The following is a 13,781-nucleotide window of genomic DNA, read 5'->3' as shown; positions in this document are numbered from 1 at the left end:
ATAAACAACAGCAAAGATTTACATTGCAATTTCAATGAGAAATTCTGTACCATGACCCAGAACAGAATTGCAACTCAATTTGCCACCGTGGGTTGATTCGACGATTTGTCGGGCGATCGCCAACCCTAACCCCGTACCTTTCCCCACAGATTTCGTAGTAAATAAATGGTCAAAAATCTTTTGTTTGATTTCTTCACTCATCCCCTTACCGTTATCTGCAATGGCAATTTTCACGAGCTTCTCTACTATTGAAGTGGTAATTGTAATTCGGTTGGAATTGGCTTTGATTTCCTCAAAATTACGTTCGTGATTCGATTCTTCTAATGCATCAATAGCATTCGCTAAGATATTCATAAATACCTGATTCAATTGCCCAGGAAAGCATTCAACTTGAGGTAAATTACCGTAGTTAGTGACAACTTCAATCGTCGGACGTTCAGGGTTGGCTTTCAGACGATGTTTGAGAATGAGAATGGTACTATCAATACCTTCGTGAATATTAAACGGTACTTTGTAGTCTTTGTCAGCACGAGAGAAAGTGCGGAGTGAAGTGCTGATGTTTTTCAGCCTGTCACATGCCATAGTCATGGAATCAAGCATTTTGGGCAAGTCTGATAAGCTATATTCCAAATCAATTTCTGACTCATGGTCGAGAATTTCTTCGCTCTTGTTTGGTAAAGTTTCTTGATAGAGTTTTAAGTGTTCGATAATATCAGTAAACGTTGGTTTAGCTTGTTTGAGACTGGCAGCAATAAAACCGAGAGGATTATTCATTTCATGGGCGACACCAGCAACTAAGTTACCCAACGCAGACATTTTCTCACTTTGAACAATTTGTAATTGAGCTTGTTGCAATGCCAGTTCTGCTTGCTTGCGATCGCTAATATCCAAAAACAATCCATCCCAAACTAGCGTTCCATCCACACGCCGTTCAATTCTAGATTCGCCGTGAATCCACTTGACGATTCCTGATGGAGTGACGATTCGCCCCTCCCAGCGCCAGTGAGATACAGTTTGAACGGTGTCAGTACTTGATTCCTGGTAAGAAGCCACATCATCAGGATGTACCATTTTGTCAAAAAACTTCGCATCGGCAGCAGCTTGCTCTGGCGTAATTTCGTACAAATTGTAACAGTCAGCACTGATGTAGTTTAACGATAGGATTCCATCAGCACTTATCTGGTATTGAAAAACCACCCCAGGCACGTTGTCTACTAAGTTGTGGAAGCGAGACTGGGCGGCACTCAATTCGGCGAATGACTGTTTTAGCTGTTGGGCATATTCTAAGGAACGTTCGTAAAGTCGGGCATTTTCCAAGGAAATTGCAGCTTGAGCGCATAGTAAATTGAGTAGTTCGATGCGTTCGCTGGTGAATGCCCCCGTTGCTAAGTTATTTTCTAGATATAAAATGCCTCTCAACTTGCCTTGATGCAAAATCGGGCTACACAAAATACTCTTGGGCTGCTGGCGTATGATATAGGGGTCGTTGGCTAAGGTGGGATCTGCTGTCGCATCCAGCAGGACAATAGTCTGACTGTTGTGCAAGACTTTGTAAATGAGCTTGTGGGGAATATCCTGACTCTCCTCCACAGGAATTTTCTGCAACACTACTGGTTCTGTTCCCAAAGTCATTGACCCTTTAATCAACAGGCGACTGTCTCGCAACAGCATTAACACGCATTTATCAGCCCCGGCATTTTCGATGACGATTCTCAGTAACGATGCAAGCAGTTTCTCCAGTTCGATTTCACTAGAGATAGTGTGAGAGGCTTTGAGAATCGCTTTTAAATCTAGGATATCTGAGACACTACTGCTAGAACTCGTAGAAGTGGAGGTGACAGTTCCCAAAGCGAAGATGGTTTCGTTAATTGAAAAGGCCGAACGAGTTTGCTGTAATATGGGGGCAAGTAGTTGCGGATAGCGTTTTTCTAAATCGGCAACTTTGGCTTTTGCACCCCATTTGGCGTAACAATAGTAAGCTTCTTGCATATAGCCGGCGGCAACTTTTGCTTTACCCCAACCCAGGTAGAATTTAGCTGCCAGTTCGTTAGCTAAGGCTTCTTCTTGGAGGTAGCCGTTGGCTTTAGCAAAAGAAATAGCGCGATCGTAATAATCCCCTGCTTCATAATTCTTGCCTAATACTCGGTATTTTTCTGCCTCTACCAAATCCACCTTATGCTGGTAATTCATGGGTGCATGATGCGCCCATTGCTGTAAGTGGGTTTGGTTTTCTGTTACACTCTGCAATGCTGCTGATGTTGCATCTAACTGTGGATTCAATTGTGCCAAAGTCAGCAGCGAATCGTAAAGATAAAATACTGGTTCGCTGACTAATCCCGCACCAGCCATAAAATAGCGCCTGACTTCAATAGCATGATTTTTCGCTGGCTCAATTTCTCCAAACAAGAAACAAAGCATTAGTTTATACAAATGGAAAATATACAATCCATATCCATCATTGGTAGACTGTAGCTGCTGGAGAAATTCTGTTTCTTCAAGGGCTTTTCCAGACAAAAAGGTGGTATGTTCTGCAACTCCTAGCAGATTTAAAATCGGTTGCCAATAAATCCGACAATAATTTGCGGTTGTCAATTGATTTATTTGCATCAAACTATGGCAGTAGGCGCAAATATCCTGCTCTAAGGTAGCCAGAGGTTGACTGCACCAAAAAGAATTGAGACAAAAAGTGTGCCCATTATATCCAGCAAGTACCAGGTTTCCAAATTCTAAGGCACTGGTATAACCCTCTTGCAAGAGGGGTAGTGTTTCTTTAATGTGAGATTTGCGGTGTACAACAAATATCCCCAAGATCATCAAAACATCTGTTTTACTTGCTTTGGCATCGAGTTTTGAAATAATCTGGAGTCCTAGGGAACCAAATTGCGATCCTGTATCTACGGCTTGTAAGAAATTGCAGAGAATACTGCCATAGGTCGCATAGCCTAAAGCAGAAGTCGATGTGTTACCGTACTGAATTGAGAGTTTAACGGACAAACTATTCAGCAATGGGTACAGCGCAGAGCCAGAGAGGTAAGCTGCTGGGATTATGATATTGACAATCTTCAGAGTAGCGAGTTTTTCTGCATCCCTCATCTGTGGCAAGTTAACCAAATCGGCAATTTCCCTATCTCCAATCAGTTCCTCAATCTCTTGGATTTCCCGCTGAAGATTTGATGGTGTCGGTGTTTGGGGAAAGCTGACACCAAGCTGTTGTAAGACTGGCTGGGCGATCGCGATCGCACAAGTCAATTTACTTTGGGAAATATGAGATTGAATTCTAATGCAGTAGACATTAACCTTTTCTAGTAAGGAATCTGCCTGTTGAATGACAGTATCAATGAACTGTTCCATCGCCTCAAAGTTACCATTTAGCATTGCCACTTCCGCCGCTAATTCATGCAAGGCCAGGGTCATTTCATACTGTTGCTGCCAAGTATTTACTCCCAACAAAGACAATCCCACTGTGACATATTCACGCGCTGCTTGATAGGCGGTTGAATTTTTGGCTTTGCGAGATGCAATCAAATTAAGTTGTGCTAGTTCCGAGCGTTGAGTTTGTTCGCTAATTAAAGCCGTGCCGTAATTTAATTGATTGACGATTTCAAAAATGCGGTCAACTCTAGCTTGTGCGGAAATCTGTTGCAGCAGCAGTTGTCCGATTTGGTAATGAGTCGTCTGTTTTTGGTCATCAGGAATCAGGGAATAGGCTGCTTGCTGTACTCGGTCATGTAAGAATTTGTATGTAACAATCAGTTGATTTTCTGATGTATCAGCAAGGGTTTTTTGCCCGACATAAAATTTATAAACATCACCAATTGGTAAAATCAACCCTTCTTGCAAAGCTTTCCACAAAGCCGCAGCCGTGTCAATTTCCGATTGCTGCGAAACAATTGCCAAAGTTGCTAAATCAAAAGAGTTACCAATACAAGCTGCTAACTGCAAGACATCTTGAGTCGAGTGTGGGAATTTTTGCAGTTGCAAACTCATAAAAGTTACAACGTCATCTGTAACGGCTTGAGCCGTCACTTCTGATATATTGCATTGCCAACAGCTTAACTCAAAGTCAAATTGGATTAATCCATCTTGATACAATGCTTTGAGAAACTGTGTGGCAAAAAATGGATTTCCTTTAGTTTTTTGATAAATCAATACAGAAAGATGCCATGCTAGATTTTCTGAACATTTGAGTGTATCAGCAACTAACTGATTGACTGTGGCTTGATTTAATGGTGTTAAAATAATTGTATTAATTGTTGCTTGTAATTTAGCAATTTCATTCAAAGTCAATACTAATGGATGTGCTGGATTGACTTCGTTATCGCGGTACGCACCAATAATGAAAAGATGACCTGTATCAGCCATTAATAACTGCATTAAATTCAGCGATGCTGAATCTGCCCATTGCAAATCATCTAAAAATATTACTAAGGGATGTGATGCACTGGTAAAGACTTGAGTAAATTTTTGAAAGAGTAAGTTAAAACGATTTTGGACTGCTGTTCCTGATAGTTCTGCTGCTGGTGGTTGTTCGCCAATAATTCTTAATAGTTCGGGAATTACTTCAATAATGACTTGCCCATTTTCGCCAACCGCCTCTAAAATCTTATTTTTCCATTGCCCTAGTTGGACATCACTTTCGGTTAATAATTGCTCTATTAAATCGCGGAATACTTGCACAAAGGCACTGAAGGGTATGTTGCGGTTGAACTGGTCATATTTGCCTTTGATAAAGTAGCCGCGTTGGCGCACAATTGGTTTATGCACTTCGTTGACAACTGCGGTTTTGCCAATGCCGGAAAATCCAGCAACTAGCATCATTTCTGTTGCACCAAGACTGACTCGCTCAAATGCTTGCAGTAGGTTTTCTACTTCGGTTTCTCGTCCGTAGAGTTTATCGGGGATAATGAAGCGATCGCACACATCATGCTGTGCTATTTCAAAACTTTCAATTTTACCCAAAACTTGTAACTGAGTTAAACAATTTTCTAAATCAAATTTCAGTCCCAATACATTCTGATATCTATCTTCGGCATTCTTCGCCATCAATTTACTGACAATTTTTGATAGTACAGATGAAATTTCGGAATTAACTTCGTGTACTAATGGTGCGATTTTTGCAATATGAGAATGTACCAACTCCATCGGGTCGTTGGAGGCAAAAGGTAACTCCCCAGTCAGTAATTCGTAGAAAGTTACGCCAAGTGAATAAAAATCTGTGCGATAGTCAATCCCTCGATTCATTCTACCTGTTTGTTCGGGGGAAATATAAGCAAGTGTCCCTTCTAATACATTGGGATTAACTAGAGTTTGGGTTTCTCTTGGTAAAAGTGATGCAATACTAAAGTCGATTAATTTAACTTGTTTGGTTTCGGGATTAATTAAGATATTGCTGGGTTTAATATCTTTATGGATGATGCGCTCGTGGTAGAGTAAATTTAAGGTGTCGCAGAGTGCGATCGCAATTTCTAGAAACTCCTGTAGAGATTGTAGATTCCCTGTGAGTTTCCATTCTTTGAGAGAAATCCCGCCAAAATCTTCCATCACCAATGCATAGCCATTTTGGTACGGTTCTAGGCTATAAGTTTGAACTATTAGAGGTGAATTCAGATTTTTAGCAATGGTGTACTGAGTGCGAAACGACAAGAGTTCGCCAAAACTCGGATAGGGATTTTTCAGTAGTTTAATGACTATTGCTAAGGAGTCAGTTTCTCGATACCCTCGATAAACTAGGGTTCTGGAACCATTGTAGAGTTCTTCTGTTAAGCGGTATCCAGGAATCTTTACAAAAGTGCTGACCATAACTGCTCAAGGAGTGACGATTTACAGATACAGTGTTCCCAGATATCTCAAGTTATTTAAGAACCAGAATAAAAATTTACACCGGAATTTCAATGAGAAATTCTGTTCCTTCACCGAGAACAGAGTTGCAACTCAATTTGCCACCGTGGGTTGATTCAACGATTTGTCGGGCGATCGCTATCAGCACGAGAGAAGGTTCGTAAAGAGGTACTAATATCCCGAATTCGCTTCACACCTTCTCGCATAGAACCTACTAACTTAGGTAAGTCTTCGCGGATGTAATCGAGGTCAATTGCTTCGATTTCGTCTTGAATTATTCCACTGGGATTAGAATATTCCTGTTGATACAAATTAATTAAGCTAAATATGTCTTTAATATAATCTAAGGCAGGTTGAATATTGCCGCCCAAGAAACCAACAGGGTTATTGATTTCATGTGCCACCCCCGCTACAAGGTTTCCCAGCGCCGACATTTTTTCACTTTGCACCAATTGCACTTGGGCGCCTTGAAGTTCTGCTAGTGCTTCTTCTAGATTTTGTTTTTGTTGTTTGAGTTCTTCTTGTGCTTGGTGACGTTCGGTAATGTCTTCTGTCACTGATAAAATGCCGAAGATATTTCCCTTGGCATCGCGTAAAGGCATCTTGCTCGTATCCATCCAAGTTTGCTTCATTAGGCGGGCCAAAGTCCATCATTTTTTTATAGATATCCAGCGCCTTAGCAAACGCTGGATTGCGAACCAAAGGTTTCATGGTTTCCAGGTCAAAAAATCCTCCTTGGGTTGTTCCCTGAGATTGCAGCCAGGAACTAGTAATTGAGGTAAACAGCAAGTAACCGGCAAAGCGAGGGCCTTTTGCCATACAAGAGCCGTAGTCTGGTGTACCATCATTATTTAAGTCTTTGCCATGAAACTGTTTGGCGATCGCCAGATAATCGTCCCAAGTTGTCGGAGGCTCTAATCCAGCGGTTTTAAGGAGATCGCTGCGATAGTAAACCATGTGAAAATCGCCATCCAACGGTATCGCGTAAATCCCCTGTTTATACCTTGCACTCACATCTCGAAAAATAGGAGCAATATCCTGCCATTGCAAGGCTGAGTCAGACTGAACACGATTAGTTAAATCTTCTAGATCGTAGACATTTGGATGATTCCTCTTTACAGTTATGAATCCAAAACTCCTGTCACAGTTTTAACTGGTAAGGTAAGGACAAACCCTGTGATTTTTGCTAGTACAGAAGTGTAGTTCAGCTTGCCACACCGAGTTTCCTTGATAATTTGGCGTTAGCGAAGCTCACCGTTCGCGTAGCGTCTCGTAGAGAAGGTATCGCTCGCTTTGTTAATTTTTATAACTCAAGCTTGATTAAAAACCATACCTAAAACTAGCTAATAGCAGTAACTTATTAACAGTTGCACAGGTAGATACACTTAAGTTAATCTTTAAACTACCTATGGGCACTCCAATTAAAGCCATATTTAGAATCAATCGACAACAATACAAAAGATGATTAACTATTAACTTAATGACTAACAGACGTCAATTTTTGAAAGGGGTGGCAGCACTTTCTAGCTTATCTTTAGGTGGTTGTGGCTGGAGGCTGGCTGAAGTACGTGCTAATTCTAATACCAATAGTCAGCGCGACCAACTTTATATCTTTACCTGGACGCAATATACTGACAATCAATTACTAAAAACTTTTAGCGCCCAAACTGGCATAAAAGTGCTGGCAGATGTCTATGATTCCAATGATGTCATGCTGGCTAAATTGCAAGCTGGAGGCGGTGGCACTTACAGCATCATCAATCCATCTGATTATATGGTGCAGAAGATGGTAGACAAAGGTTTGCTAACAGAAATAAATCACGATCGCTTAATCGGTCTAGAGAATTTATTTCCTCGCTTTCAAAATCCTAGTTACGATCCCAATAACCGCTACAGTATCCCTTTTAACTGGGGGACAACAGGTTTACTTTACAATTCCGAAAAAATAAAAGATGCACCACAAGACTGGGATTACCTTTGGCAAAATCAAGAGCAACTTAATCAGCGGATGACCTTGCTCAATGATGTTCGAGAAGTGATGGGTGCAACGTTACGAATGCTCGGTTATTCTTATAACTCAAAAAATGAACAAGAAATCAAACAAGCTTATGAAAAATTGAAAGTTCTAAAACCTGCGATCGCCCGTTTTGACACCGACGCTTGGCAAAATCAAATTCTGGCCGGAGATTTGCTATTGGCAATGTGTTATTCGGCAGATGCAGTGAAAATCTCTCAAGAAAACCCTAAACTCAAATATGTGATTCCTCGTAGTGGTTCTTCATTATGGACAGACACTATTGTAATTCCCAAAACAGCCCCCAACCAAGCTGGAGCCTATGCTTGGATTAACATGATTTTGCAACCAGAAATCGCAGCCCAAATCACTCAACGCCTGAATATTTCTACGCCGAATAGCGCCGGATTTGAGCAATTACCAAAAACAATCCAAAACAACACTAATTTGTTTCCGCCAGAGTCACTGTTAAAAAATTGTGAACGTGTTACACCTGTAGGAGAATTTGAAGAGGTTTACGATCGTTATTGGACTCAATTAACTAGCAGTTAAAAGAGTTAGGAGTTAAGAGTAGAGACGCGATTAATCGCGTCTGTACAGGAGTTAGGAGTGATTAATTTGGAAAAAAATGATATTTCTCAAATAGAAAAATTGCAGCATCCCGTTAGAAATTGGTTGCAACCCTTGGTATTGCTTGCACCATCTGGGATTTGGTTATTACTTTTGTTGGTGCTGCCAGCTTTGATCATTTTCGAGTTAAGTTTAGTTGCAGATATCCGACCGGGAGATTTGGTTAATCCCAACGGATTCAAAAACTACATCCGAATATTTGACTCCCTTTACGTGCAAGTAATTTGGCGATCGCTATTTTTTGCGTTTGGCACTACGATAATTTGTTTACTTTTGGGTTTCCCCGTCGCCTATTGGATTGCTCAGATAGCACCGCAGCGTTGGCGAAATTTACTGCTATTAGGCTTTGTTCTACCTTTGTGGACTTCTTCCTTACTTCGTTCTTATGCTTGGATTACAATTCTTCGTCCTTCTGGTTTATTAAACAGTTTACTTAGCAATTTAGGCTTGCCTACTTTGCAATTACTTAATCAGAGTCAAGCTGTATTTATTGGTATGAGTTACAGCTTATTACCTTATATGGTTTTAATTTTATATGCTTCTCTCGAAAAGCTAGACAAGCGGTTGCTAGAAGCTGCGGCTGATTTAGGTGCAAATCCGGTGGAAACTTTTTTCCAAGTAACCGTACCGCAAATTTTTTCGGGAATTGCGGCTGCTTCCATGCTTGTATTTATCACAGGATTGGGGGATTTTGTCGATCCAGAATTACTCGGTGGTGCTTCTAGTATGACGGCGGCGCGATTAGTTTATAATCAGTTTCTTGGAGCAACCCAAAATTGGGGATTTGGTTCAGCCTTGAGTATGACGTTAATTTTGCTTGTTAGTATTGCGATCGCACTTTTAATTAAGTTTGGGGAAGCTACACCCAAACGTTAAAATTTTGGTCACTCATTTATAATAAAGGCATCAAACGCCAGCGAGACAACGGTTATGCTCTCACCCGATCTCAAAAATGCGTTACCAACTACCGATGAACTTCCCTGTTCAGACGATACCCCAGTGGATAACGAAGATCAAAACTTTTTGCCCAATATTTTACTCTTCTTACTTAACTCCATTTGGGCAAATCGCATGGATTGGTACTTCGGAGTAGATATGGGAGTGTATCACACCACAGGAGTAAATCCCAGAGTACCTGTAGTCCCAGATGCTTTTTTAAGTCTGGGAGTAGAACGGAAAAAGGGTGGTAAATCACGCAAAAGTTACGCAGTTTGGGAAGAAAATGGGATAGTTCCAATATTCACATTAGAAATGGTATCCCATACTCCAGGAGGTGAATACGACGAAAAGCTAGACATATATAGAAAACTCGGTGTATTGTACTACGTAATTTATAACCCTGAGTTTTGGCGACGCGACCAACATCAACCTTTGGAAGTGTATAAGTTGCTCAATGGAAACTACCAATTACAAATAGGTGAACCTTATTTGATGCCAGAGGTGGGTTTAGGTATTGGGCGACACCAAACTGTAATTGGCGGCATACAACAGGAGTTTTTATGTTGGTATGACGAGCAAGGAAAGCGCTATTTGACAGATGCAGAACAGGCACAACAAGAGCGATCGCGGGCAGAACAAGAACGGCAAAGGGCTGAACAATTAGCGCAATATTTACGTTCTCTGGGTGTAGATCCAAATAATTTACCTGATAATTCGTAATTCGTAATTAAAAATTGTTAATTATTTTTCACTATAAGTAAATGATCTAAAGCATCTATATTATTGTTAATTAACTCCTTAATTTTAGAGATAAACTCATGCTCTAAAAAAGGTTTAGTTAAGTAAGCTTTTGCACCTAATTCTTTAGCAAGCTGGCGATGTTTTTCAGCGCTGCGAGATGTGAGAATAACTACAGGTATTTTTGCTAAATTTGGGTATTGGCGGAAATTGCTCAATAACTCAAAACCGTTCATTCGTGGCATCTCTAAATCAGAGACGACAACTTGAATTTCAGGATGTAACTGCAATTTTTCTAGAGCTTCTACACCATTTTGAGCTTGTATTACTTGATAGCCAGATTTTTGGAGAGTTAGAGAGAGAGTTTGCCGGAGACTAATTGCATCATCTACTACTAAAACAACTTTTGGTGATTTATAATCTGGCTCTTGGGAATAACTGAGTTGGGTTTCTATAGTTGTTGTGGAAGTCGATGCCGCAAGTAATGGTGTAGATGAAAAAGTATGCCCTGATATTGGTAAAGCTTTTATATTTGACGGAGAAGCTACTGGTAGCGCCCTGATATCAAGTGTTGTTTGTTGGATTTCGCTAGATTTGATCAACAACAAAGCATCAATTACTAAGATGAGATTACCATTAGCTAAACTACTACAACCATAAATGTATTTTGGCGGTGCGATCGCATTTCCTAAAGGTCTGATTACCAGTTCTTGTTCGCCGATTATTTGGTCAACTTCTAAAGCAACCTTTCCCTGATTTCGCTGTAGCAAAAGCACCGGATTCTTTGCTATGTTTTGGTTTTGATTATTTGAAATATTGTATGGAGTCTCATTATTAGTGAATGAACTATTATAATTAATCAACTTTGAAAGGTGACGAAGACTGACCATAGTCTCATCATTATCTATATTCAAATGTAAGACTTTTTTACCTTCAATTTCTTTAATCTGTTGTTCAGAGGGAATCAAGATTTTTTCGATGCTGTCCAACATCAGACCATAAACAACACCTTTGGCTTGAACTAGCATTAACTTCTCTGTAGTCATAGAAAAAGGAATTTTGAGGATGAATATTGTTCCTTGGTTGGGTAAGGATTGAACTGAAATCGAGCCGTTGAGCGCGTGCATTTGAGTACGCACAATATCTAAACCCATACCGCGCCCAGAAATTTCACTTACTTTCTTTGCAGTAGTAAATCCAGGCGAAAATATCAAATCTAAAAGTTCAGGTTCAGCCAGACTAGAAGCATAGTTTCTAGTTTTTTCTTCAGTTTGTATGGGATAAAGTTCGGCAGCTTTTCTGCGAATTCTATCTAAATTCAATCCCTGACCATCATCTCGAACTTCGATAATAGTTTGGCTACCCTGATGATAAGCGCAGATTTCGATTAAACCTTCTTCTGGTTTACCAAGCTCTCGGCGAACTTGCGGAGCTTCAATACCGTGGTCAAAAGCATTACGCACTAAGTGTAACAAAGGATCGTAGAGCTTTTGGGCGATCGCTTTATCTACCAATACTTCGCTACCGGTAAGTTTCAATTCAACAAGTTTGGCATGAACATTCCCCAATTTATTTACCATGTGGGGGAAACGATTCAGAATATTGCCCAAAGGCGACATTCGTGCTTCGACTAAGCTATCTATAATATTAAGAGTTAAATTCTCTTTTTGATCGCTAATTTGAGTAGCTTGTGTCAGAAGCAAGTCAAGAGATTCTGTGGTTTCTTGTAGTTGCAGTGTCTCTTCTATTGCTTCATGCAATGTCATGTGAAATTCTGTATATACATCCATTTCTAAAGAGTCAAAATCCACTGCAAAACTTTGCGTTTGTCCTGATGTAATATTTTGTATTTGTAAAGGTAAATCGCGTAACTCATTTAAAGTTGTTTGGTGTCTAGTAAGTTGCTGTACTAATTGCTCAATTATTTCTTTGACTTGTTCATCTTGTAAACTACGCCGTTTTTGGGAAATCAGCAATTCTCCTGCTAGATAATTGAGGTGTTGCAGTCTCTCTGTATCTACCCGAATAAATGAAGGTTGGCGAAAGTTTTTAGTTTGATCGTACTGTGATTTCTCTTCTATTTCTTTGTTGATTTGTGTAGCTATCTCAGGCATGACTTCAATAGCTGTTTCCGAAACGTCTATAATTATCTGCTCGCTGACAGTTAATGAATCAAGCTTTACTGAATAATTATCAGTCTGGGTTGTTACGATTTCAAAAGCAAGATTTTGTCTAGTTTCTTCTCCCCATATTGCTTCTAACAAATTATCAGTTGATTGAGAAGATACAATCTCTTTAATCACTAACAGGTTTTGTAACTTGGGACTATCAAGCCAATTTTTCTCTTCGCTAGTAACAGGAGGATAATTTTTATATTCTTTTGCTAATTTGTGAATTTGGTTTTGTAATAATTTAATTGCTGAAAGGTGGCTATCAGATGCTTTCAGAGAATATTGAAATTTTGCAACTGCAAATAGGATAATTAAGATTATGCCACGTCGATAAATACAAAGACTTTGACTATCTTCTTCATCCTGAACAAAATCAAGAAAGTCTTTCAGCCAGTTTTCGATATAATTAAGCAGATTTTTTGTTTCTAAGTTGGGAACTAGTAAAGTCAAACTGAGTTCCGCTTCTGGTATTTGCATCTGGTGATTAAACCAGCCATAAATGTAGCGAATTACTTTTAAATAAAACTTGGCAGTTTTTGGTTTTACAGATTCGCTCTTATTGTTATCAAATGTAGTGAGAAACTGATAAAATTGTTCTTCATCAATGATAAATTTATCAGTGAATGAATTATTTACTAATTTTTCAGATAACTCATTATTTTCCACTACTGCGAGTTTTCGTAAACCTGATGAAGGTTCTCCACCAGATGTGCGATCGCCTTCTAATACTAATTTTTTTGCTTGTTGTAAATCTGCAAGGGCAATTTCTGCAATTTGCTGTACCTGACTGGGATTTGCTTGCAATGCTGAGAGAGTAGTTTGGGAAATTTCTCCCAATCCAGGTAAATTTAGAGATTCTGCCAAGCCCAGAAATACTTCAGCTTGAGAGTGTAAAAACTCGATAAATTCGTCATTATTTGGTGGATTATTAATAACGTCAGCAATACTGTTTAGACGTTGTTCTACTCCTACTTCAAAAACAGATTGCACAATATCAAACCCCAATTCTTCAGAAGTAGGGATATGAGATTCAGCACCAAATGCATCACCCAGCTTTTCTTGCAACTGTGCGAACACTGAAGTTGCTCGATGAAGCAGTTCTTCATCATTAACAGTACTCCCTATTAGCTCAGTATTTAATGCTATACTCAAACACTCATAAGCTTGTAATAAAAGTGTTTGTAATTCTGCATCAACTACCACTTTTGGGTTGTATAAAGCCTTAAATACATCTTCTAAAAAATGGGCGATCATCTTAATTAATTCTAGTCCAACGTTAGCTGCACCACCTTTAAGTGTATGAGTAGCTCGCATTAGATTGTGAATTTTAGCAATACTATAATCTTCCGACAAGCTAAATAGTTCTTGTTCAATAATTTGGACTAATTCTGGAGCTTCAGCTAGAAAGTAGATGTACCCTTGTTGGCGAATTTCGTTATCTGTAATCATAT

6 protein-coding genes and 1 pseudogene are annotated in these 13,781 nt (G+C 39.6%); 3 read left to right on the top strand and 4 right to left on the bottom strand.

From position 1 onward, the window contains the following. Positions 1-18 precede the first annotated feature (18 nt). From RM049_RS08010 to RM049_RS08000, 3 genes and pseudogenes are all read right to left on the bottom strand, one after another. Positions 19-5,799 carry an AAA family ATPase gene (locus RM049_RS08010; RefSeq protein WP_322703801.1) on the bottom strand — a complete coding sequence of 1,927 codons (5,781 nt, stop codon included), beginning with the start codon at positions 5,797-5,799 and terminating at the stop codon, positions 19-21. 155 nt (positions 5,800-5,954) lie between these two features. Next, complete coding sequence (locus RM049_RS08005) at positions 5,955-6,470, bottom strand: histidine kinase dimerization/phospho-acceptor domain-containing protein (RefSeq protein ID WP_322703800.1); 516 nt, start codon at positions 6,468-6,470, stop codon at positions 5,955-5,957. 13 nt (positions 6,471-6,483) lie between these two features. Beyond that, a pseudogene (locus tag RM049_RS08000) lies at positions 6,484-6,963 on the bottom strand (ABC transporter substrate-binding protein); the annotation flags it as partial. 355 nt (positions 6,964-7,318) lie between these two features. On the opposite strand from RM049_RS08000, the gene RM049_RS07995 reads away from it, so the two are divergent. The 3 genes from RM049_RS07995 to RM049_RS07985 are packed head-to-tail and all read left to right on the top strand — an operon-like array spanning position 7,319 to position 10,141. Beyond that, positions 7,319-8,404 carry a spermidine/putrescine ABC transporter substrate-binding protein gene (locus RM049_RS07995; protein WP_322672611.1) on the top strand — a complete coding sequence of 362 codons (1,086 nt, stop codon included), beginning with the start codon at positions 7,319-7,321 and terminating at the stop codon, positions 8,402-8,404. Between the two features lie 60 nt (positions 8,405-8,464). Continuing rightward, positions 8,465-9,358 carry an ABC transporter permease gene (locus RM049_RS07990; RefSeq protein WP_322685255.1) on the top strand — a complete coding sequence of 298 codons (894 nt, stop codon included), beginning with the start codon at positions 8,465-8,467 and terminating at the stop codon, positions 9,356-9,358. Positions 9,359-9,412: 54 nt separating this feature from the next. Continuing rightward, positions 9,413-10,141: a Uma2 family endonuclease gene (locus tag RM049_RS07985; protein WP_322672610.1), complete on the top strand. Its 729-nt coding sequence runs from the start codon at positions 9,413-9,415 to the stop codon at positions 10,139-10,141. A 17-nt stretch (positions 10,142-10,158) separates the two neighbouring features. Here the strand turns inward: RM049_RS07985 and RM049_RS07980 are convergent, their stop codons facing one another. Next, entirely contained in the window at positions 10,159-13,779 is a 3,621-nt protein-coding gene (locus RM049_RS07980; protein ID WP_322703799.1) for a response regulator, read from the bottom strand. Positions 13,780-13,781: the final 2 nt, after the last annotated feature.

Origin of the sequence: Nostoc sp. DedQUE04 (genome assembly GCF_034530995.1) — a bacterium.
GTDB lineage: Bacteria > Cyanobacteriota > Cyanobacteriia > Cyanobacteriales > Nostocaceae > Nostoc.
Note: the sequence above shows the minus strand (reverse complement) of the source record. Positions and strands in the feature narration are given on the sequence as shown.

Excerpts from the sequence above, each read along its gene's own strand:
- RM049_RS08010 (WP_322703801.1), bottom strand. The coding sequence starts at position 5,799 with ATGGTCAGCACTTTTGTAAAGATTCCTGGATACCGCTTAACAGAAGAA.
- RM049_RS08005 (WP_322703800.1), bottom strand. The coding sequence starts at position 6,470 with ATGAAGCAAACTTGGATGGATACGAGCAAGATGCCTTTACGCGATGCC.
- RM049_RS07995 (WP_322672611.1), top strand. The coding sequence starts at position 7,319 with ATGACTAACAGACGTCAATTTTTGAAAGGGGTGGCAGCACTTTCTAGC.
- RM049_RS07985 (WP_322672610.1), top strand. The coding sequence starts at position 9,413 with ATGCTCTCACCCGATCTCAAAAATGCGTTACCAACTACCGATGAACTT.
- RM049_RS07980 (WP_322703799.1), bottom strand. The coding sequence starts at position 13,779 with ATGATTACAGATAACGAAATTCGCCAACAAGGGTACATCTACTTTCTA.